At 71.6% G+C, this 21,020-nt stretch carries 21 protein-coding genes and 1 pseudogene; 10 read left to right on the top strand and 12 right to left on the bottom strand.

Annotation, left to right across the window (positions count from 1 at the left end; all coding sequences use genetic code 11):
• Positions 1–48: 48 nt before the first annotated feature.
• On the bottom strand, positions 49–783 hold the full coding sequence (locus AB0F38_RS23660; RefSeq protein WP_361896758.1) for a peptidoglycan recognition protein: 735 nt from the start codon (positions 781–783) through the stop codon (positions 49–51).
• Positions 784–871: 88 nt separating this feature from the next.
• Positions 872–1,516: a ScbR family autoregulator-binding transcription factor gene (locus AB0F38_RS23655; RefSeq protein ID WP_361896755.1), complete on the bottom strand. Its 645-nt coding sequence runs from the start codon at positions 1,514–1,516 to the stop codon at positions 872–874.
• A 106-nt stretch (positions 1,517–1,622) separates the two neighbouring features.
• On the opposite strand from AB0F38_RS23655, the gene AB0F38_RS23650 reads away from it, so the two are divergent.
• Complete coding sequence (locus AB0F38_RS23650; protein WP_361896752.1) at positions 1,623–2,537, top strand: ScbA/BarX family gamma-butyrolactone biosynthesis protein; 915 nt, start codon at positions 1,623–1,625, stop codon at positions 2,535–2,537.
• Between the two features lie 33 nt (positions 2,538–2,570).
• Here the strand turns inward: AB0F38_RS23650 and AB0F38_RS23645 are convergent, their stop codons facing one another.
• Together AB0F38_RS23645 and AB0F38_RS23640 are read right to left on the bottom strand one after the other, a co-directional pair.
• The gene (locus AB0F38_RS23645) at positions 2,571–3,332 is read right to left on the bottom strand and encodes a glucose 1-dehydrogenase (RefSeq protein WP_361896749.1); all 762 of its coding nucleotides are present in this window, start codon (positions 3,330–3,332) and stop codon (positions 2,571–2,573) included.
• Entirely contained in the window at positions 3,325–3,945 is a 621-nt protein-coding gene (locus AB0F38_RS23640) for a ScbR family autoregulator-binding transcription factor (protein ID WP_361896746.1), read from the bottom strand. Before AB0F38_RS23640 ends, AB0F38_RS23645 begins: the two co-directional genes overlap by 8 nt.
• Before the next feature lie 187 nt (positions 3,946–4,132).
• Here AB0F38_RS23640 and AB0F38_RS23635 point away from each other — a divergent pair, with 187 nt between their 5' ends.
• Positions 4,133–5,041, top strand: coding sequence for a zinc-binding dehydrogenase (locus AB0F38_RS23635; RefSeq protein WP_361896743.1), 909 nt, complete (start codon positions 4,133–4,135; stop codon positions 5,039–5,041).
• A 65-nt stretch (positions 5,042–5,106) separates the two neighbouring features.
• A complete protein-coding gene (locus tag AB0F38_RS23630) occupies positions 5,107–6,183 on the top strand; it encodes an acyltransferase family protein (protein WP_361896740.1) in 1,077 nt (358 codons plus the stop codon).
• Between the two features lie 184 nt (positions 6,184–6,367).
• Here the strand turns inward: AB0F38_RS23630 and AB0F38_RS23625 are convergent, their stop codons facing one another.
• The 4 genes and pseudogenes from AB0F38_RS23625 to AB0F38_RS23610 all read right to left on the bottom strand — a co-directional run bounded on the left by AB0F38_RS23625 (position 6,368) and on the right by AB0F38_RS23610 (position 9,454).
• Positions 6,368–6,688, bottom strand: coding sequence for an SCO5918 family protein (locus AB0F38_RS23625; RefSeq protein WP_361896737.1), 321 nt, complete (start codon positions 6,686–6,688; stop codon positions 6,368–6,370).
• Positions 6,689–6,748: 60 nt separating this feature from the next.
• Positions 6,749–8,311 carry a DEAD/DEAH box helicase gene (locus tag AB0F38_RS23620; protein ID WP_361896734.1) on the bottom strand — a complete coding sequence of 521 codons (1,563 nt, stop codon included), beginning with the start codon at positions 8,309–8,311 and terminating at the stop codon, positions 6,749–6,751.
• A gap of 302 nt (positions 8,312–8,613) precedes the next feature.
• The gene (locus AB0F38_RS23615) at positions 8,614–8,817 is read right to left on the bottom strand and encodes a cold-shock protein (RefSeq protein ID WP_031090619.1); all 204 of its coding nucleotides are present in this window, start codon (positions 8,815–8,817) and stop codon (positions 8,614–8,616) included.
• A gap of 305 nt (positions 8,818–9,122) precedes the next feature.
• Positions 9,123–9,454 (bottom strand): annotated as a pseudogene (locus tag AB0F38_RS23610) (MerR family transcriptional regulator).
• Between the two features lie 345 nt (positions 9,455–9,799).
• Here AB0F38_RS23610 and AB0F38_RS23605 point away from each other — a divergent pair.
• Positions 9,800–10,648: a GNAT family N-acetyltransferase gene (locus AB0F38_RS23605; RefSeq protein ID WP_361896730.1), complete on the top strand. Its 849-nt coding sequence runs from the start codon at positions 9,800–9,802 to the stop codon at positions 10,646–10,648.
• A gap of 25 nt (positions 10,649–10,673) precedes the next feature.
• Here the strand turns inward: AB0F38_RS23605 and AB0F38_RS23600 are convergent, their stop codons facing one another.
• From AB0F38_RS23600 to AB0F38_RS23590, 3 genes are all read right to left on the bottom strand, one after another.
• Positions 10,674–11,087 (bottom strand): hypothetical protein, encoded by a 414-nt coding sequence (locus AB0F38_RS23600; protein ID WP_361896727.1) that lies wholly within the window; start codon positions 11,085–11,087, stop codon positions 10,674–10,676.
• A gap of 52 nt (positions 11,088–11,139) precedes the next feature.
• Positions 11,140–12,837: a SpoIIE family protein phosphatase gene (locus AB0F38_RS23595; protein WP_361896724.1), complete on the bottom strand. Its 1,698-nt coding sequence runs from the start codon at positions 12,835–12,837 to the stop codon at positions 11,140–11,142.
• A gap of 73 nt (positions 12,838–12,910) precedes the next feature.
• Entirely contained in the window at positions 12,911–13,699 is a 789-nt protein-coding gene (locus AB0F38_RS23590; protein WP_361896721.1) for an alpha/beta hydrolase, read from the bottom strand.
• A gap of 161 nt (positions 13,700–13,860) precedes the next feature.
• On the opposite strand from AB0F38_RS23590, the gene AB0F38_RS23585 reads away from it, so the two are divergent.
• The 5 genes from AB0F38_RS23585 to AB0F38_RS23565 all read left to right on the top strand — a co-directional run bounded on the left by AB0F38_RS23585 (position 13,861) and on the right by AB0F38_RS23565 (position 18,621).
• Entirely contained in the window at positions 13,861–14,346 is a 486-nt protein-coding gene (locus AB0F38_RS23585; RefSeq protein ID WP_361896717.1) for a peroxiredoxin, read from the top strand.
• Between the two features lie 105 nt (positions 14,347–14,451).
• On the top strand, positions 14,452–14,973 hold the full coding sequence (locus AB0F38_RS23580; RefSeq protein WP_361896715.1) for a hypothetical protein: 522 nt from the start codon (positions 14,452–14,454) through the stop codon (positions 14,971–14,973).
• Positions 14,974–15,065: 92 nt separating this feature from the next.
• Entirely contained in the window at positions 15,066–16,517 is a 1,452-nt protein-coding gene (locus AB0F38_RS23575) for an SPFH domain-containing protein (protein ID WP_361896712.1), read from the top strand.
• Positions 16,518–16,894: 377 nt separating this feature from the next.
• Positions 16,895–17,365 carry a TrkA C-terminal domain-containing protein gene (locus AB0F38_RS23570; protein WP_361896709.1) on the top strand — a complete coding sequence of 157 codons (471 nt, stop codon included), beginning with the start codon at positions 16,895–16,897 and terminating at the stop codon, positions 17,363–17,365.
• Positions 17,366–17,367: 2 nt separating this feature from the next.
• Positions 17,368–18,621, top strand: a complete 1,254-nt coding sequence (locus AB0F38_RS23565; RefSeq protein ID WP_361896706.1) for a cation:proton antiporter — start codon at positions 17,368–17,370, stop codon at positions 18,619–18,621.
• A 310-nt stretch (positions 18,622–18,931) separates the two neighbouring features.
• Here AB0F38_RS23565 and AB0F38_RS23560 read toward each other — a convergent pair whose 3' ends face one another.
• Positions 18,932–20,005: a helix-turn-helix domain-containing protein gene (locus AB0F38_RS23560; protein ID WP_361896703.1), complete on the bottom strand. Its 1,074-nt coding sequence runs from the start codon at positions 20,003–20,005 to the stop codon at positions 18,932–18,934.
• Between the two features lie 283 nt (positions 20,006–20,288).
• Between AB0F38_RS23560 and AB0F38_RS23555 the strand changes: the two genes are divergently transcribed.
• Positions 20,289–20,939: a hypothetical protein gene (locus AB0F38_RS23555; RefSeq protein ID WP_361896700.1), complete on the top strand. Its 651-nt coding sequence runs from the start codon at positions 20,289–20,291 to the stop codon at positions 20,937–20,939.
• Positions 20,940–21,020: the final 81 nt, after the last annotated feature.

Genomic DNA, 21,020 nt, shown 5'->3' with positions numbered 1-21,020 from the left:
GGCCGGGCGCGCAGGGCGGGCGGAACGCCGGCGCAGGGCGGGCGGAGGTCACCTCCGCGGAACTCGCAGCCTGGCCATCTCGGCCCGGATCACGGGCAGTTGGTCGTACAGCGCGTCCCCGGGGCAGCTGGTCCGGAACGTGTCGCGGTGACCCGAGACCGCGTGGAGGTGGACCACCTCACCCCGCTGGTAGAGGCTCTCGTCGTTCGTCGAGACCATTCGCACGGTGCTCCGCGGGTCGGTGCCCGGCCGCAGCTTCCACGCGCCCACCTTCGCGATCCCCTCGATGAGCGCCTGCGGCACCGGCACCCCGGGACCGAAGCTGCCCAGCGCCGCGATCCCCACGCTGTGCGCGTTGAAGCCCTTGGCGTGCGCGCCGCGCACGGAGCGGCCCACGCCGCCCGCCCTGCCCTCGTAGATGGTCCCGCAGCGGTCGACGACGAAGTTGTAGCCGATGTCGTCCCACCCCTCCCCCGCGACGTGGTCCTCCTCCATCGCCCGGAGCATCCTCGGGGCGTCGGCGCAGTCGTAGTCGTTGGTGTGGTTGGTGTGGTGGACGAAGACCGCGTTCACCGACCCCGTGTACGTCGCGTGCTCCCTGACCAGGCTCTCGTCCGCGTGCCAGTCCGCCCGTCCGACGATCGCGGGCCGCGGGGCTCCTCGCGGGGCCTCGGGCTCGGCCGTGGTCGGCTCGGGTGCGACGAGCCGTACCGGCGCGTCCCGGAACACCAGGACGGCCAGCGGCACGACGACGGCGCCCAGGGCTGTTCGGCGAAGCCACATAGCGCCACCCTGCCCGCTGACCAGCCACGTCGCAGTCGTGCCGCACCCGGTCGGGTGAAGCGGCAGCCGCCGGCCGGGAGGCGACGGGTCAGGACGCGGCGGCGGCCCTGTGCTCCTCGATGATGCGCCGGGCGCGGTGTGGGGAGGTGTCCAACCGGGCGAGCACACCGGGGACGGCGTTGTTGGGGAGGATGAGCTCGAAGAGCGCGGATATCTCGGCGACCAGGTCCGGCGCGTCGGCCATCGACTCGGTCACCAGCTGCACACCGGTCCAGGCACCGACGAGCAGCCGGGACGTGGCGACCGGGTCGACGTGCGGCAGCAGCTCGCCCCGCTCCTTGGCCTCGGTGAGGAGTTCGGCGCCGAGCGTGATCCAGTCCGGCCAGCGGGTGCCGAACAGGCTGCGTGCCCGGGGGTCGACGGACAGCCGTATCGAGGCGCTGAGCATGGGTTCCCGGGGCAGCCGGTAGGCCAGCAGGAGCGCGATGTCCACCCACTCCTGCAGCTTGAAGGTCTGCGGAGTCACTCCGTCCGAGGTCACGGCCTCTTCGAGGACACCGCGCGCCAGCTCTTCCTTCGAGGTGAAGTGGAAGTAGAGCGCACCCCTGGTGAGACCGGCCCGCTCAAGGATCGCGGCGATCGTGGCGGCGTCGTAACCGTGCTCGTCGAAGACCTCCGCAGCGGCCTCCAGGAAGATTCTGCGCGTCCGGATCGCCCGTTGCTGTCTTGCCAACTCGCGCTCCCCTTGACCTCGGCTTGACGCTTCTCCAAAAAAGACCGGTGAACCGGTATTATATCAGCGCCAGGCTGCCCACTTTGCGCCATGTCCGGGGGGGACCGTGCCCGACGTACCTGTTTTCCCTCATACTCCGCGCGCCGACGTCGGGGGCGGCGACAGGGTCCCTGAGGAATACGTCCACCTCAGGCGTGCCGAAGCCGTTCTCGTCACCGGATGGCACCGCCGCGAAGATGGCGAATTCTCGCTCACCGTCATCTGGCCGGCCCCCGGTGGCGGACTGCCCTACGACCCCCGGATGCTCACCCAGGCCATCCGGCAGAGCGGCCTGCTCATCGCGCACGCGGAGTACGGCGTACCGCTTTCCCACCACACGCTGCTGCACTCCTTCGACTTCACCGTAGCCCCCCGGTTCCGTGTTCCGGCGAGCGGGCCGTCCCCGCTCACCGTCGGGATCTCCCTCGCGGAGCCGAAGAAGCGTGGCCGGGCCGTGAGTTCCCTCGGCATGGACATCCGCCTCTACCAGGACCACACCATGGTGGCGCGGGCGGATTGCGACTTCGGCTGGATATCCCCGGGCGCCTACCGCAGGCTCCGCGGCGAGCACCTCACGGCCGGGTGGAACACCTGGGCGCTCCCCGCGCCGGCCGACCCCCGCACCGTCCGGCGTGCCACCGGCACCGATGTCGTCCTGGCACCCGGCGACGGACCCCACCGCTGGCAGCTGCGCAACGACGTGGACAACGTCCTGCTGTACGACCACCCCGTCGATCACGTCCCGGGGCTCGTCCTGATCGAGGCCGCACACCAGGCGGCCAACGCCGTCCTGCACCCTGCCCCCTTCGAGGCGACCACCGTCCACACGTCCTTCGAGCGGTACGTCGAATTCGACAGCCCCTGCTGGATCGAGGCGCGGGTGGCGCCCTCCCCCCGCCCCGGGGAGGCCACGGTGCTGGTCACGGGGACACAGGCCGGCGAAACGGTCTTCCGGGGCCGGCTGAGCGGTCCGTACGGCTGAGAGCCCCACAAAGCCGCCGGGCGAGCGGGCGGCTCACTGGTTGACGAAGCCGCCGTCCACCGGCAGGACCGTGCCCGTGAGGAACGGGCAGCGGTCGCTGAGCAGCCAGGCCGCCGCGTGCGCCACCTCTTCCGGCTCGGCCGTACGGCCTTGCGGTGTCATGCTGTTGACCATCTCCTCCAGACCCGGATTGCGTCCGAACCAGTCGGCGGTGATCTCGCTGCGCGTGGTGCCGGGGGCAACGGCGTTGACCCTGATGCCCTGTTGGGCGTACTCGTCGGCGGCGGCCCGCGTCAGGCCGACGACCGCGTGCTTGGCCGCTATGTAGGGCGCCGCGGCGGGAATGGCCACCAGGCCGCCCACACTGCTGTTGTTCACGATGGAGCCTCCGCCGTTCGACAGCATGGCCGCGATCTCGTGACGGAGACAATTCCAGACACCGCGCACATTCGTGTCCATGACGGCGTCGTAGACGTCGTCGCCCATCAGGTGCAGGGGAGTCCGGTCGCCGCCGAGCCCGGCGTTGTTGAACGCCGAGTCCAGTCGCCCGTAGGTGTTCACCGCGAAGTCCACCGCCCTGGCGGCGTCCTTCGCCACGGTGACATCGCAGACGACGTGGGAGGCCTCCCCGCCCTTGCCCCTCAATTCCGCGGCCAGTGCGGCCAGTCGGTCCTCCCTGCGCGCGGCGAGGACCACCGTCGCGCCTTCCTGGGAGAACACGCGTGCCGCGGCCGCGCCGATGCCGCTGCTGGCCCCGGTGACGAGGACGACTCTGCCGTTCAGAAGATCACTCATGGGGCGCAGTCTGGCAGGCCCGGTCGAGCGGGACCATGGCCGCGGAGATCCGCGGCAGCATCAGGTTCCAGAACTGGGCGACCGCGTACCGCGGGGACCATTCCACATCCAGCCGCGCGAGGGCCTGCGTCCCCGCGACCGCCGCCGTCACGGTGGAGACCACGTCCTCCAGCGGGACGTCCGGCGCCAGCGCGCCCTCGCTCCGGGCCTGGGTCAGCGTCGAGCGGACCCAGCCGCCCCACACCTGCCACAGCGCGACGTCCTGCCGCCAGGTGACGTCCGCGGCCAGGCCGAAGCCGGCGCGCAGCACGACGTCCTCGGTGAGCCGCCGGGCCAGCACGTGCGAGGTGTCCACCAGATTTCCCAGCGGGGCCGGACGGTCCCCCGGGCGCGGGGCGAGGATGTCCTGGAGGAGGCCCACCGCGGCGGTCTCGACGGCAGCCCCCAGCGCCTGCTTGCTGCGGAAGTGGAAGTGCAGCGCCCCACTGCTGACCCCGGCCCCGCGGGCGATCCCGGTGAGCGAGGAGAGCGCGAATCCGCCCTGGTCGAAGGCCTCCGCGGCCGATCGGATCAGCTGCTGGCGCGTGCGTACCGCGCGGTCCTGCTTGGCCATCCTGCCGCTCCGGTGAGTACGGGGATCCGGGAGGTACGAGTGCCGCTGTCCGTTCGGTACCCATGGGCAGCGACGCAGAGTGATCACCTTAACAAACCGGGTGTATTGTTTTCCCGCTCTTCCACCGATCCGCCCCGACGCCGTCCGGGATGTCCCCACGGCGTCGCACCCCGCGATACCGTGCGACATGATCGCTATCCAGTTCGACCGCTTCGGTGGTCCCGAAGTCCTCCGGCCCGTTGAACTGGCCGCCCCCGTCCCGGGCCCCGGTGAGGTGCTGCTCACCGTCGAGGCAGCCGGGGTGAACTTCGCGGACACCCATCAGACGGACGGCTCCTATCTGGGCGCGGACGCCCTGCCGTACGTCCCGGGCAGCGAGGTCGTGGGCCGTACCCCGGACGGCAGGCGGGTGCTGGCCCGGGTGTCGCACGGGTACGCGGAGCAGGTGACCGCCAAGGAGTCCGCCCTCCTGGAGATCCCCGAGGAGCTCGGCGCCGCCGAGGCGCTCGCCCTGATGGTGCAGGGGCTGACGGCCTGGCACCTGCTGCGGTCCTCCGCCCGGCTGCGGGCCGGCGAGACCGTCGTGGTGCACTCCGCGGCGGGCGGCGTGGGCAGCCTCGCCGTCCAGTTGGCCAGGGAGTTCGGGGCGGGCCGGGTCCTCGCCCAGGTGTCCTCCCCGGCGAAGGAACGGCTCGTCCTGGACCTCGGCGCCGACGCGGTCATCAGCTATCCGCTCCAGGAGAGGGCGGACGTCGTCCTGGACGCCGTCGGCGGCGAACTCTTCGACCAGGCGCTGGACTCCCTGGCGTCCTCCGGCCGGCTCGTGACCTACGGCAGCGCGGCCCGGACCGGATTCACACCGGTCGACCCGGCCAGGCTGGGACGGCTCAACGCCGCCGTGGTCGGGTTCTGGCTGCGCCCCACCCTGGCGGCACCAGGGGCGGTCGACGGACCCCTCGAGGAGCTCTTCGGACTGGTCGCCGAGGGACGGCTGCGGCCGGTGGCGGGCGGCAGCTATCCGCTCGCCGAGGCCCACCGCGCCCACGAGGACCTGCTGGCCCGCCGGACGGTCGGCAAGGTGGTCCTGATCCCCTGAACGGCACCTGACCGACCGGGCCCCGCACGGGGCCGGGTGCTTGCGGTGGTCATTAGGGTGGCCGGATGCCCTCCCTGACCTCAAGCACCCCGGGTCCGGCCCCCGCCGGGGCGGGGCCCACGGTTCCCGCCCCGTCCCGGGCCGGCCGCGATCCGTACTTCGACAACGCGAAGTACCTGGCCATCGTCCTGGTCGCGATGGGGCACTCCTGGGAGCCGCTGCCCGGCAGCGGCCGCGTGATCGAGACGGTCTACACCTTCGTGTACGCCTTCCACATGCCGGTCTTCATCATGATCGCCGGCTACTTCTCCCGCGGCTTCGATCTGCGGCGCGAGCGGGTGTGGAAGCTCGTCACCAGCCTGGTCGTGCCCTACGCGGTCTTCGAGGTGGCCTACACGCTCTTCGAGCGCCTCACCGGAGCCCCCGGCTTCCCGCTGAGCCCGCTCACCCCGTACTGGGTGCTGTGGTTCCTGCCCGCGCTCTTCCTCTGGCGTCTGACGACACCGGTCTGGCAGACCGTCCGGTGGCCCGTGGCGGTGTCCCTGGTCATCGCGGCCATGGGGGCGGTGACCAGCAACATCGGCGGCGATCTGCAGCTCCAGCGGGTCCTGCAGTTCCTGCCGTTCTACGTGCTGGGCCTCCAGCTGCGGCCCGCGCACTTCGACTTCGTGCGCCGCCGCGCGGTGCGCCTCGCGTCCGTCCCGGTCTGCCTGGTCGCCCTGGCCGCGGCGTACTGGGCGGTCCCGCGCACGACAACCTCGTGGTTCTTCCGCCGCTACGGCGCCGAACAGCTCGGCTCGCCCGCCTGGACGGGCGCGGTGGTGACCCTCCTGCTGTTCGGCTGTGCCGTGGTGCTCAGCGCCTGCTTCCTCGCCTGGGTGCCGAGCCGCCGCACGTGGATGACCGCACTCGGCGCGGGCACCCTCTACGGCTACCTGCTCCACGGCTTCGTCGTGAAGGGCGCGGTCCGGCTGGACCTCTTCGAGGCGGACCTGGTCTCCACGCCGCTCGGCCGGATCGTGGTGACGGTCCTCGCGGCGGCCGTCGTCACGCTGCTGTGCAGCCCGCCCGTCCGCCGGCTGTTCCGCTTCGTCGTGGAGCCGCGGCTCGACTGGGCGAAGAAGCCGTCCCCGGCGGCCTGAGGCCTCCCGGACGTGTCAGCGCGACACGCCAGACGTAAGAAGCGGCCCCTGGCGTGTCCGGGATTTGCGCCCGAGAGGCGCGGGAAGGACCTTCACTGACATTCCCGGCATCGGCGGAAGGCCGCGCCGGTGTCCGGACGCACCGCACCCCCCGGCCCGTAGGGGCGCGGGGGGTGCGGTGTCATCAGACGGACGGACGGACGTCCGCGGGCGTTCCGAGCATGGCTGACGCGTTCTCCAGCGGAGTGAGGGGCACCGCCGGGGCGGGCACCTCCGCCGGGCGGCAGGTGAAGCCGAGACGCGTCAGCGCCCTGGTCACCTCGGCGGCGCTGAAGTCGCGGCGGTCCTGCCGGGTGATGATTTCCCCGACCTGCTTGACGGGGTAGACGCGGCGGCTGATGACCACCGCGTCACCGGTGACGGGTTCGGGCTTGATGCCCTTCATCGAATCCTCGACCTCGTTCTTGAACAGATCGAAGGGGAAGCGGGCGATGACACAGCGCATGGTGCCTCAACAGGGTCGGTGAGAAAGCCGGAAAGGGTCTGCCGGACTGCTGTCCGGTGACTACGCGGCCCGGTTGGACCGGCGCAGCGCGGCAGCGGCACGCGCCTCGGGGGTCGCCGTGTTGGCGTTGGCACGCCGGCCCTGCGGGGGCCTGCTGCCACGCCGACGCGAGGGGGAACCGCTGCCCTTGCGCTCCGTCAACGGCGCGGAGATCGTCACGGGGACGCCCGAAGGCGCCTGCGCCCCGGTGATGCGGCTGAGCTCGGCCTCGCCGGAGCGGACCTGGGCGACCTGCGGGGTGATCCCGGCGTCCACCATCAGGCGGGTCATCTCGCGGCGCTGGTTGGGCAGCACCAGCGTGACGACGCTGCCGGACTCCCCGGCACGGGCGGTACGGCCGCCGCGGTGCAGGTAGTCCTTGTGGTCGCTCGGCGGGTCGACGTTGACGACGAGGTCGAGGTTGTCGACGTGGATGCCACGGGCGGCGACGTTCGTCGCGACCAGCACCGTGACGTGGCCGGTCTTGAACCGGTCCAGGGTGCGCGTGCGCTGCGGCTGCGACTTGCCGCCGTGCAGCGCCGCGGCCCGGACCCCGCTGTGCAGCAGGTGGTCGGTGAGCTTGTCCACCGCGTGCTTGGTGTCCAGGAACATGATCACCCGGCCCTCGCGGGCCGCGATCTCGGTGGTCGTGGCGTACTTGTCGGAGCCCTGGACGTAGAGCACGTGGTGCTCCATCGTCGTCACCGCACCGGCCGCGGGGTCGACCGAGTGGACGACCGGGTCGTGCAGGTAACGACGGACCAGCAGGTCCACGTTGCGGTCCAGGGTGGCCGAGAACAGCATCCGCTGGCCCTCGGGGCTGACCTGGTCGAGCAGCTCGGTGACCTGCGGCATGAAGCCCATGTCGGCCATCTGGTCGGCCTCGTCGAGCACCGTGATGGCGACGCGGTCGAGCTTGCAGTCACCGCGCTCGATGAGGTCCTTCAGCCGGCCCGGGGTGGCGACGACGACTTCGGCGCCGCCGCGCAGGGCGCTGGCCTGGCGGCCGATGGACATGCCACCGACGACCGTGGCCAGCCGCAGCTTGAGGGACCGGGCGTACGGGGTGAGCGCGTCGGTGACCTGCTGGGCCAGCTCCCGGGTGGGGACGAGGACCAGGGCCAGCGGACGCCGCGCGTCGGCGCGGTTGCCCGCGGTACGGGCCAGCAGCGCCAGGCCGAAGGCGAGCGTCTTGCCCGATCCGGTCCGGCCGCGGCCCAGGACGTCACGCCCGGCGAGCGAGTTGGGCAGGGTGGCCGCCTGGATGGGGAACGGCACGGTCATGCCCTCGGAGCCCAGCGCCGCCAGCAGGGGCGCGGGCATGTCGAGGTCGCCGAACGTCTCGACGGCGGGGAGGGCCGGGGTGATGGTCACCGGCAGGGCGAATTCGCCCGAGACGGAGGAGGAGCGGCGTCCGTAGCCGCCGCCGGAGCGCTTCGGTCCGCCGGAGCGGCCCTGCGAGGGTGCGCCCTGTCGGTTGGAGCCCTGCGAGCGGAATCCGTTGGCGGTACGACTACCGGAGGATCCGCCGGAGCGCGTCCGGGAAAATCGGTCGTTCGTGCGAGCTGTGCGATCGCGGTTCAATGGAGAACCTTCCCTCGAATGGCACGTATCGAGGGATTCTTTCCGGGCGGCTGCAGCCATGTACGGCGCCAAGAATCGCAAGAACGAGCCGGTGAAATATCGAAAAACGAAGCCCGTCCGCCGGATGAACCAGCTGCCTACGGCACTTCAGAATGACTGCAATGACGTGCACCGACGTGACATGCGCACACCCGGAATTGGTTCACGGGTCAAGACGTCCGCGGTCACGGTCGGGGAAAAACAACGAGCTGGGGCCCGCACCCCAAGGTGCGGGCCCCAGCTGCGCCATACGCCTGAGGTGATCAGGCGGGGGTGATGTTCTCCGCCTGCGGGCCCTTCTGGCCCTGCGTGACGTCGAAGTTCACCTTCTGGCCTTCCTGCAGCTCGCGGAAGCCCTGGGCGGCGATGTTCGAGTAGTGGGCGAAGACGTCAGCGCCGCCACCCTCCTGCTCGATGAAGCCGAAACCCTTTTCCGCGTTGAACCACTTCACGGTGCCAGTAGCCATGTCATATCTCCTTCGGGGCGTTGCCCGTGGACTCACACTGTGCGAGTCCTACGTCGCCGCAAATGATTGCCCCGACCGGAAGAGTCCGGAAATACAAAAGTGCACCCACCCGAGTGAAACCGGCGAGAGCACTTGAAGTTTTGGGAACCACAACTGCAACTGAGATCAACAGTAGCACGATTCGGGCAGATGCGAGCTGTACGCCATATCACTCCACCGTCACTCCGTCGCACAGGGCATAAACTCTCACCGCTGATTGCGCGTATTTCTGTGCCCACGGAAACAGATATGCGCCCGTCCGCCGGTCAGAAATCGGTACCGCTCCGGCCGGCCGCGGGCCGCCGCAGTTCCTCGTCGAGCCGCAGGGCCTCCTCGAGCCGGTCCTCCAGAATCACGATGCGGCACGCGGCGTCGATCGGCGTACCCCCCGTCGACCAGCTCGCGGCACGGGAGGCGACGCGCAGCTGGTAGCGGGAGTAGCGGCGTGGCCCCCCTCGGAACGCGGCGGCGTGATCAGTCGGGCCCTGAGAAAACCCGGCGTCGCACCGGTGATCTCGGCGGCTCACCCCATCGTGTAAGCGGGGTAGTCGTCGTCTTCGAGACGATCCGTGGCGTGCGAAGGGGATTCCGGGGGCATCTGCGTCTCTCTGCGTGCCGTGCCATAAATATGACCTGGCTGCACAAGAAAGCCTAGGCATGCGGGTAGGTCATGTCTATCGTGACCGGCACAAGTTTCCACGGCCTGCGGCGTCCCGCGCGTCCGGCGGCCCACCGGGGGATTCTCGCGCCGCACCGCGCGGGGCCACCGGTACGCCCCAACGCGGCTGACCGACCGGTCAGTTGTCGACTGACCGGCGAAGGGTCATACTGCACGGGTAGCCCTTCACGCATCCCCCGTCGTGAAGGGCTACATTCATGCCCGGGCGCACGGGTCACCCCGGCCCGGCCGTTGAACCGGCCCCGCACCGGGTACGAGTGATCCGTGCCGACATTCGAGATCACCACCGCCAGCGCCGACGACCTGGGAACGCTGGGAGGCTGGGCGCACGACGTGGGCTGGAACCCCGGCCTCACCGACGGGCAGACCTTCTTCGCCGCCGACCCCTGCGGCTTCCTGATCGGCCGGCTCGACGGCGAGCCCGTCACCTCCGTGTCCGTCGTGCGCTACGGCCCCTGCTTCGGCTTCCTGGGCCTCTACCTCACGCGGCCGTCGCTGCGCGGCCGGGGATACGGGAGCCAGGTCTGGCGGGCGGGCATGGCCCGGCTCTCCGGGCGCACGGTCGGCCTCGACGGCGTACCCGCCCAGCAGGACAACTACCGCAGGTCCGGCTTCCGTGCCGCCTGGAGCAACGCGCGCTACGAGGGCTTCGTGCCCGCCGGCATCGCCCCGCCGGACGGCGTCACCCTGACCGACGCCCGCACCCTTCCCTTCGACCGGCTCGCCGCGTACGACAGGCGCTACTTTCCCGCACCGCGCGACAGCTTCCTCGCCCTCTGGATCACCGCACCCCGGCGCACGGCACTCTGCGCGGTCCGCGACGGAGAGCTCGTGGGCTTCGCCGTACTGCGCGCCTGCCGGGAGGCCTCCCGGATCGGACCGCTGCACGCCGATTCCCCGGGCGTGGCCGCCGCCCTCGTGAGCGCGCTGGCGGCCACGGCACCGGGCACGGCGGTCGCGATCGACGTGCCCGACGTCAACCCGCCGGCCGTGTACCTCGCGGAACAGCTCGGTCTGACCCCGTCGTTCGACACGGCCCGGATGTACGCGGGCCCCGTACCGGAGATGGACCGGACCGGCATGTTCGGCATCACCAGCCTCGAACTGGGCTGAGCCGCCCCCTGTCCTGCGCGGCCCCTCAGACCGTCCGGACCGGCGCACCCGCCCGCTTCCGCCCTCGCAGCCGCTCCAGCACCCGCCCACGCAGCAGCTCGTACTCCTCACGGAGCCGGACGATCTCCACCGGACGCTCGATCACCACACCTGCGACGACGATCTCGTGCGGTCCGAACTGCTCACGCGTCAGGTCGATCTCGATGCCCATGCCCAGGCGGTTCCACCAGTGGTAGTCGACACGCACGCCGTCGACCCGCACCTCGCCCCGGATCAGCTCGCCGCCCAGCAGGTCGTTGACCACCAGCGCGGTGACCCCGCACTGGTCCCGGGCCGGATTGTCCGGGTCCCACCGCGGACGCCATGCGGGCGTGGTCGTGTCCGCGTCCCAGCTGCTGCGGACGGCGGCCTCGATGTCGGCGAGAAGCAGAGGTTCCATGCCGCTGATCCTCGCACCCGCCACTGACGACGTCACCGTCCGGCGTGGGAGTTCAGTGCTCCCGGGCCCGCGAGGCAAGGATCGCGATGTCGTCCTGCGCCATGTCCCCGAACCGGTCCACGGCCTGGTCCAGCAGGTCATCGAGCCGCCCGCTCGCCGGGAGGGTGAGCCGGGTGAGGCGTCCGACGGAGACGTCGATGTCCTCCCCCCGGCGCTCCACCAGGCCGTCGGTGTACAGGAACAGCACCGTCCCGGCCGGGCACGGCACCACCGTCGTGCGGTACCCGCCGAATCCCGTACCGAGCGGCGGCCCCGCCCGCAGGCGTGCCACCCGCGCGCCGGACGGACCCGGATCGATGAACACCGGCGGCGGATGGCCGGCGCTGGCCACCTCGCAGACCCCGGCCTTCCGGTCGACGACCGCCAGCAGACAGGTGGCCGCCCGGTCCAGGCCGGACCGTTCCACCGCCGCGTCGAGCCGATCCAGAATGCGGTGCGGCGACAGGCCGTCCTCGGCCACGAGGCGCAGCATCGAGCGGTAGTGGTTCATGGCGACGGCGGCTTCCACACCGTGGCCCGCCACATCGCCGATCACTTCGAGATGGCGTCCGTCCCCCAGCCGGATGGCGTCGAACCAGTCGCCTCCCACCAACGCGCCCTGCCCGGCCGGGAGATAGCGGGTCGCGATCTCGATGCCCTGGTCGGGCAGGCGCGGTTCGGAGAGCAGGGAGCGCTGGAGCTCCCTGGCGACCCCGTGCTCGCGGACGTACTGGCGGGCGTGGTCCACGTCGACGGCTGCCCGGCCCGCCAGCGCGCGGGCGATGACGAGGTCCTGGCCCTCGGTGAAGGGGGGAGAGTCCCCGGCCCGCAGAAGGCTGAGGACGCCCAGCGGCCTCCCGCGCGTGGTCAGCGGCACGACGACCGCCGAGTGCAGTCCGACGGCACGGTAGGCGGCGACCCGCTCGGGGGTGGGGGCGGGGCCGCTGAGCTGTCCGTCGCCGGAAAGATCCTCGATCACCGGTGATCCGGCGGCCAGGCAGCGTGGCACGGCCGCGTCCTCCTGGTACTCGATGTCCGACCCCGGGCCGCCGAACTGGTCCATGGCATCGGCCAGTTCCGGGATCGCGGCCAGCCCGGCACGTCTCAGCCGCAGGGGCCCCGACACCGGCTGCCGCGCCGAGTGACGCCTGTCCACGGGGAAGATCTCGACCACCGCGACATCGGCCAGCGCGGGGACGACGAAGTCCGCGAGTTCCTGGCAGGTGGTGTCCACGTCGAGCGTCGTACCGATGCTGACGGCCGCGGTGTCCAGGAGCGTCAGACAGCTCCTGGACCGTTCGAGCTCTTCCTCCTGGTTCTGGGTGGTGCTGATCTCCAGCGCGATCGCGAGGAGCACCCGCGCACGCCCGTCCCCGTCGAGCCGGTGGCAGGCGACGCGCCAGAAGCGCCGTTCCGGGGCGGAGTCGGCCCAGGTCCGGCCGCTCGTGGTGACCTCGCGGGGCCGCCCGTCGGCCAGCACCCGCCGCAGGACGTCCGCCTGTACGTCGACCTCCGGCAGCACCTCGGTGATCGTCTTGCCCATGTGCGCGGCGGCGGGCACCCCGTTGATCCGTTCGAGTGCCGCGTTCACGTACAGATAGCGCAGCCCGCTGTCGAGGACGGCCACCCCGGCCGGAGTGCCGCCGACGAGGGCGGCCACCGCCTCCGCGTCGAAGGCCGGCGGAAGGTCGGCGTGCTCGTGGGCGGGCAACGGAGCCTCCAGTGGTGCGGACGCGACGGACGGGAAGCGGACGGGGCCACGGCTTTCCCGCGTACCGGGTCCCTCATCGTCGGACGCCCCACCCCGCTCCGCATCTCCGCGGGGGCTGTCCGTCCGGCCCGCTCCGGTGGAGCGCGTCCAGGCACAGTGTCCCGTCGGACGCCGGGGCGCCCGGCGGTAGGTCGAACACCTTTTCGATCTGATCCGGGACCGGGGCCAGTCCCAGCAGCCCGGTCACGAGCGTGCTCGTCAGGTCGTGCCAGGCCGGGGCGCGGCGGAGCATCGCATGGTCGCTCCCGGGGATCGTGACCAGGCAGGTGCGGGCACCCGCGCGACGGGCCCTGGCCGTCAGCGACTGGGAGGCCTGGGGACTCGTCACCCGGTCCCGGCTGCTGTGCAGCAGGACGACGTCGCGCCCCCCGAGCTGCGTCACCGGGTCGCCGGGCGGACACCACGGGGCGAGGCCGACCACCGACCGGACCAGCGGGTGACCTGCGGCGTGGAGGGCGGCGCGCGCACCCATGGAATGGCCGACGAGCACCACGGGGATGTCTCCCGCCTCGTCCCGCAGGGCGTCCAGCGCCTTCATGGTGTCGTGCAGCGGATCCGCACGGGTGCCGTTCCAGCCGCGGCGCGTGTAGCGGACGGTGCGCACGCGCACGCGGGACTCGCCGCGTCCGCCGGGCTCGCCGCGCACCGCGGACCCGACGCGTACGGCGCGGGTCACGGCGCGGGCGATCGGCAGCATCCGCAGGCCGGGCAGGTTCAGGACTCCGCGCGCGGGCGGTGCGAGGCCCGTCTCGTAGCCGCCGTGGAGGATGAGAACCGCTGCCGACGGCGATCGTTCGGCCACACGTACCTCCAGGTCGGGGTGCGGAGCCGGTGTCCGCCCTCTCCCCCCATGTTCGGCGCCGGACGCCGTACGGATGGGTCGAACCCGTCGACGCGTGGAAAGTACCGTTCACCGCACGAGGCACCGATCCACGCGCACACCGAGACCAAGGAGCTTCCGACATGGCATCAGGACCCCAACCGGGAGAGATCGCGCAGGACTTCACCCTGCCCGGCGGCATACTGTCCGACGACACCTTCGAGCGCCGGGACTACACGCTCTCCGCGGCCCGCGGCCGGGCCGTCGTCCTCGCCTTCTATCCCGGCGACAACACGTCCGTCTGCACCAGGCAGCTGTGCTCCTACTCCTCCGGGTTCGAGACCTTCGAGGGGCTCGACGCCGAGGTCTGGGGAATCAGTCCACAGGGTGTGGACAGTCACGAGTCGTTCGCCCGCGCCTACGAGCTGCGCATGCCACTCCTGGCCGACGAGGGCCGGGAGATCGCCCGCGCGTACGGCGTCACGGCACCCGGGATCGGTGTCCGTCGTTCGATCTTCCTGATCGGGCCGGACGGTGTGCTGCGCTGGAAGCACGTCGCCCTGCTCGGCGCCACGTTCCAGTCGCTGGACACCCTCGCCGAGCAGCTTTCCGGCATCAGAACCGCGTAAAGACTGCCGGGGTCCGGCAGTACCCCTCACCCGTGGTCCATGGGATCATTCAGCCAGTTGGACGGAAACACACCGGGGGAATGCGAAAGTCGGGGGAGTGATCGCGTGACCATCCTTCTTGGTCTCGGCCTGGTGGGAATCGCTCTCCTCACGCTCTCGCTGATCTTCGACGGAATCCTCGAAGGGCTCTTCGGCGACGCCCTGGGCGGACTGCTGAACGGCTTCTTCGACGGCCTGCTCTCGCTGCCCGTCATCGCGGGCTTCCTCTCCATGCTCGGCTTCGGCGGCGCGATCGTCCTCGGCACCACCGAGGCGGGCGCGACCGTCGCGGTCGCGGCCGGAGCCGCGGCAGGGGTCGTCGCGGCCTGGCTGACCTGGAAGCTCAGTCAGGCCCTGATGCGGGACCAGACCACCGCGACTCCGCGTGGCGAGGACCTCGTCGGCACCTCCGGGTCCGTCGTCACGCCGATCCCGGCCGACGGCTACGGCGAGGTCCTGCTGCGACTCGCGGGCCAGACCGTGAAGTTCTCCGCGAAGAGCGCGGTCCCGGTCGAGCGCGGCGCCGAGATCTGGGTCGAGGCCACGCTCTCGACCACCGCGGTCACGGTCCGCCCCGTCGAGCGCTGACCCGCGCCGCCCACCCCGACCGATTCCCGCACAGCCCGAACAGTCCGATCAGAACTGCCGCCCTCCGCGGGAGGCAGAGGGGGACACCACTCATGAGTCCAGTAGTGACAGCCGTCATCGGCATAGTCGTTCTCGTCGTACTCCTGGCCCTCGCGGTCATCACCCGGTACAAGGTCGCGGGCCCCAGCCAGGCCTTCATCATCACCGGCCGCCGCGGCAAGAAGTCCACCGACCCGGTGACCGGCCGCACCAGCATCGACAACAGCGGCCAGAAGGTCGTCGTCGGAGGCGGCGTCTTCGTCGTGCCGTTCGTCCAGCAGAAGTTCACCCTGGACCTCTCCAGCCGGCACATCCCCGTCGCCGTACGCGGCGCCGTCACCCTGCGCGGCGTGAAGTCCAACCTCGAAGGCGTCGCGATCGTCAAGGTCGGCGGCAGCGAGGACGCGATCCGCGCCGCCGCCCAGCGCTTCCTGCAGCAGCAGAACGGCATCGTCGGCTTCACCCAGGAAGTGCTCTCCGGCGCCCTGCGCGCGATCGTCGGCCGGATGTCCGTCGAGGACATCATCCGCGACCGCGCCGCGTTCGCCGGCCAGGTCGCCGAGGAGGCCGAGGCCAGCCTCTCCGGCCAGGGCCTCATCCTGGACGCCTTCCAGATCCAGGACATCACGACCGAGGGCTCCTACCTGGAGGACCTCGGCCGTCCCGAGGCCGCGCGCGCCAAGCAGGAGGCCGACATCGCCGAGGCCATCGCCCGGCGTGCCTCGGAGCAGGCCCGGCTGAAGGCGGCCGAGGAGATCGCCATCGCGGAGCGGACGTTCTACCTGAAGCAGGCCGAGATCAAGGCCGAGACGGAGGCCGCCGCGGCCAAGGCCAACGCCGCGGGCCCCCTCGCCGAGGCCGCCCGCCAGCAGGAGGTCCTCGCCGAGCAGGAGAAGGTCGCCCAGCGCCAGGCCGCCCTGACCGACCGCGAGCTCGACACCAAGGTCCGCAAGCCCGCCGACGCCGCCCGCTACCAGGCGGAGCAGGAGGCCGAGGCCCGTCGCATCGCCCAGGTCAAGGAGGCCGAGGCGGACGCGGAGCGCTCCCGCCTGACCGGACAGGGCGAGAAGCTCCACCGCTCGGCCCTCGCCGACGCCGTACGCATCGAGGGAGAGGCCGAGGCCGCCGCCATCGCCGCCAGGGGTGCGGCCGAGGCCGAAGCCATGCAGAAGAAGGCGGACGCCTTCGCCCGGTACGGTGACGCCGCCGTGCTCCAGATGCTGGTCGAGGTGCTCCCGCAGGTCGTCGCCAAGGCGTCCGAGCCGCTGAGCGCCATCGACAAGCTGACGGTCATCTCGACGGACGGCGCCGGCCAGCTGGCCCGCACGGTCACCGACAACGTGGCCCAGGGCATGGAACTGCTGAGCTCGACCACGGGCGTCGACCTGGGCGCGCTGCTCCAGAACCTCAAGGGCAGGACCGGCGGCGGCGCGGCGTCCGAGCAGGCGGCCGTCGCCGTACCGCGGCCCGCGAACGCGGACGACAAGATCGAGGTAACGGACTGACGCACCCCTGCTCCACCGGGTCCGGCGGTGAACCCTCACCGCCGGGCCCTTCCGTATGCCCCGGCCTCACACACCCTGTGTGGCGACCCGCTCCCGCCACGGGATACGGCGGTCCGGATCCTCGCCCGCCACCGCCCGGTCCTCGGCCTCCCGCCGCTCCGCCCAGAGCTTCCACGCCGCAGCCCGACGGCAGGGATGGATATCACGACGTGCCGACAGCACCGCCGCCCGGTTCCGGACGCCCGCCGCGCGGTCGCCGCCCGGCCCGGCCGGTCCGTCAGCCAGGCGGCCGAAAATCGCCGCCGGTTAGGGTAATGGGCAGCTAAAGAGATCACCAACAAGCCGCGCCGGACCGCCGCGCTCCTCGGGAGGAAGCCATGGGAACCCACCGCACACCGCTGCCAGGAGTCGGCGTTCAGTACGACTACACCACCGAGTCGGGACAGCACATCTCCGTGGTCGTGCACCATGACGGACGGCGTTTCCTCGGGTTCTACGAGAAGGACGACCCTGATTCGTGCCGGCTCTCCGTGCCCCTGACCACCGCTGAGGCCACCGGGCTCGCCCATCTCATCGACGCCGCGCCGATCGACGCCGTGCGGACCGAGGGGATCGATCTCGTCACCGAGCACATTCCGCTCGGGACCCGCTCCCCCTACGGCGGGCGGCTGCTCGGGGAGACGAAGGCACGGACGCGGACCGGTGCGTCGATCGTGGCTGTTCTGCGTACGCACAGTGCGCATCCGTCTCCGGGGCCGGACTTCCGGCTGGCCATCGGGGACACGCTCGTCGTCGTAGGCACACGTGAGGGCGTCGACGCGCTCTCCGAGATCATTGCGGAGGGCTGACCGTGCACGACACGACTGCGCTGCTGGTGGAGCTGGGCTCCGTCATTCTGGGGCTCGGCATCATCGGGCGCCTCGCCGGACGGGTCGGGCTCTCGCCGATCCCCCTCTATCTGCTGGCCGGTCTGGCCTTCGGCAAGGGCGGGCTGCTGCCGCTCGGTGCCAGCGAGGAGTTCACCGCCATCGGGGCGGAGATAGGTGTCATCCTCCTGCTCCTCCTGCTCGGGCTCGAATACAGCGCCTCCGAGCTCGTCACGAGTCTCAAGACGCAGTATCCGTCCGGGGCCGTCGACTTCGTGCTCAACGCGACGCCCGGTGCGATCGCGGGCCTGATGCTCGGATGGGGGCCCGTGGGGGCCGTCGCGCTGGCCGGGGTCACCTGGATCTCCTCGTCCGGCGTGATCGCCAAGGTGATGACCGACATGGGGCGGCTCGGTAACCGCGAGACGCCCGTCATCCTCGGTGTCCTCGTCATCGAGGACCTCGCCATGGCCGTCTACCTCCCGCTGCTCACCGCGATGCTGGCCGGAGTCGGCCTGGCCGGTGGCAGCATCGCTCTGCTGATCGCGCTCGGGACCGTCGGGTTCGTGCTGTATCTGGCGCTGCGGCACGGGCGGCTCATCAGCCGTGCGGTGTCCTCCGACAATCCGGAGATGCTCCTGCTCGTCGTCCTCGGGCTCACCGTCCTGGTGGCCGGGGTGGCACAGCAGCTGCAGGTGTCCGCGGCCGTCGGTGCGTTCCTCGTGGGCATCGCCCTGTCCGGTGAGGTCGCCGAGGGTGCCCGCAAGCTGCTGACGCCGCTGCGGGACCTTTTCGCCGCCGTCTTCTTCGTGTTCTTCGGTCTGTCCACCGACCCGGCGGACATCCCGCCCGTGCTGCTTCCGGCGGCGCTGCTGGCGATCGTCACCGTCTTCACCAAGATCGGCACCGGCTGGTACGCGTCGCGGCGGGCCGGGATCGGTCCGCGGGGCCGTTGGCGCGCGGGCGGCACGCTGGTCGCGCGTGGCGAGTTCTCGATCGTCATCGCCGGTCTGGCCGTGGCGACGGAGCCGCGGATCGGCCCCATCGCCACCGCGTACGTGCTGATTCTCGTGATCGTCGGACCCCTCACCGCCCGCTGGACCGAACCGGCCGCCACCAGGCTCCAGGCGATGCTGGCCGACAAGGGGGAGAAGGCCGCACCCGCCGTGGCGCGTGACGAGCCGAAGCCCTCCCACGACGACCTCACGCCGGAGCCCGCCGGGCGCGACGCCGACTGACCTGCGGGACAGGGAACGCAGAAGGGGCGGGGAGCTGCGTTGGGCCGAGCGGGCGGACGCCCGGCCGGACGGCTCCCCGCCCGCTTCCGCGCCGGGCCGCCGAGGCCGGGGCTTTCATCCGGACCGCATCGTCATCGGCGGTGCGCCTGGAGGACGACTCCCCCGTACGGCCCGGGGAGCAGACGGGCCGTACGCTCCATGACGCCGGACGACCGCGGACCACCCACTCCGGTCCGCATCCGGCGGGCCGGGGGCGCTGCACCCCCCTGTGCGCCCCCGGCCACCCCGCACCGGGCCCCGCCCGCCCAGGTCAGAGCTCCTTCGCCGGCCAGTCCAGCAGCCGGGCACCGATCACCGCGGTCTGCAGCGTGTAGCGGTGCATCGGATCGGACGGGTCGGAGCCCGTGAGCTGGTGGATCCGCTCCAGCCGGTAGGTCAGGGCGCGCACGCTCAGCGACAGCCGTCGGGCCGTCTCCGCGGCGACACAGCCCGCGTCGAAGTACACCGACAGCGTCCGCAGCAACGGTTCCGCACCGCCCCTGGCCTCCTGGAGCGGGCCCAGCTCGCTGCGCACCAGATCGGCCATCGCCTGCCGGTCGCGGGTCAGCACCGGATAGACCAGCAGGTCGGCGGCGTACAGCACCGGTTCGTCGAGCCCCATCCGCCGGGCCAGGTCGATCGCGTCGAGCGCCTCGTCGTACGAGTGGACGACCCCGCCGGGACCGCGGTGCGGGCGGCCCACCGCCACCTGGCCGCCGTCCGTCGCCGCGTGCGCCTGCTTGGCGAAGTACCGCAGGACGTCCGGCTGGCTGCCGGGAGCGATACAGACGAGACGGCCGTCCTTCGTGGTGAGCAGGATCTTCCGGCCGCTGAAGCGTGCGAGCAGGGCCGCCTCCACGTTGCGCGGCACGGCGTCGGTCTCGGTGTACGCCTCGGGGCCCGCGGCCACCGCGACGGCGTGCGCGCGTGAGAGGCGGAGCCCGAACCGTGTGGCGCGCTCCGCGAGCCGGCCCAGGTCGCTGCGCCCGTAGAGCAGGTCGTCGATGAACTCCCGCCGCGCCGCCTCCTCGCGCCGCACCGTGAGCCGCTGCGCCCGCTCGAAACCCTCCGCGAAGGCGTCGACGGCCTGCTCCACGGCCGCCAGCACGGCATCGCCGGCGCTCGCGCCCGCCCCGATCACGGTGTGCGGCCAGGCCGAACGGGTCGCCGACAGATGGAGGTTCACCAGGGCACGCAGCTGGTGGCCCGCCTCCGCGGCCCCCCTGCCGAGGGTGCGCCTGGTCTCCAGCTCGTCGCGCGTGAGCCGACGGCCCGTGTCCGCGACCTCGGCCAGGATGCGGGCGTAGTCCCCCAGGACATCCGCGGTGATCTCCGGCTCCGCCATGGTGCGTTCCTCCGTACGTATGTCAGCGTCTCCGTCCGCCGACGCAGGAGTCGGTGTGCCGGTATCCGGCAGGGTGACCCCACCAAGTTTGCCGGATTCCGGCAATGCGTGGCGACGCCCCCGGCTGACACCATCTGTTCAGCAACACACGGGGGAATCACGGGGGTCACGGGGGAAATACCGGTTGCTGCGGGACCGTTCGCGGTGTCGCGGCGCCGGTGCCCCGGCTGTCGCCCGGCCTCCTGGACCGCACAAGGACGCGCAGAGTCACAGGGGGGACCGGATGAACGCTTTCCTTTCCGCGGCACTCGCCTTCCCGGCCGTCCTGTTCGGTGCCGCCCTGGTGGTCGTCGTCTGCTTCTGGCTGCTGGTGCTGGCCGGGGCCGCCGCGCACGACTCCTTCGACACCGACCTCGACGCCGACGCGGTCGGCGTCGGCGGGGTGCCGGTATCCGTCTCGGTGTCACTGGCCGTCGTCGTCTCCTGGTTCATCAGCCTGACGGGGTCGGTCCTGGTGGTGCGCGCCGGCGTCACCGGTACCGCGCGCTCCCTGCTCCATGTCCTCGTACTGGCGGCCGCCCTGCTGATCGCCTGGGGGGTGGTCCGCATGCTCGTACGTCACTTCCGCCGGTACTTCCCGGCACAACCTCCTCCCTCGCGCCAGGACTTCGTGGGGCAGGTCTGCACGATCCGGACGGGTTCCGTCACTGCCGGCTTCGGGCAGGCGGAGGTCGCGGCGGCCGATGGTTCGACCGCGATCGTGCAGGTACGCCGGCTGGAGCGGCCGGACGCGTCCGGCGGCGGTGACCTGCTCGTGGCGGGCGGTGCGGGGCTTCTCTACGCGTACGACGCGGAGGGCGAGTTCTTCTGGGTGTCGCCGTACGACGCGGCGCTCGACCCAGGACCGCGACCACTGCCACGCGAGGCCGGCTGACCCACCGTCGGACGCTCCGGGCCCTCCGGGCCCTGGTTCCGCGTGCCGTCCTCACACGACGGTGCGCCCTTCCTCCTCCCT

The organism is Streptomyces sp. NPDC025273, from assembly GCF_040638585.1.
GTDB classification, from domain to species: domain Bacteria; phylum Actinomycetota; class Actinomycetes; order Streptomycetales; family Streptomycetaceae; genus Streptomyces; species Streptomyces cinereorectus.
Note: the sequence above shows the minus strand (reverse complement) of the source record. Positions and strands in the feature narration are given on the sequence as shown.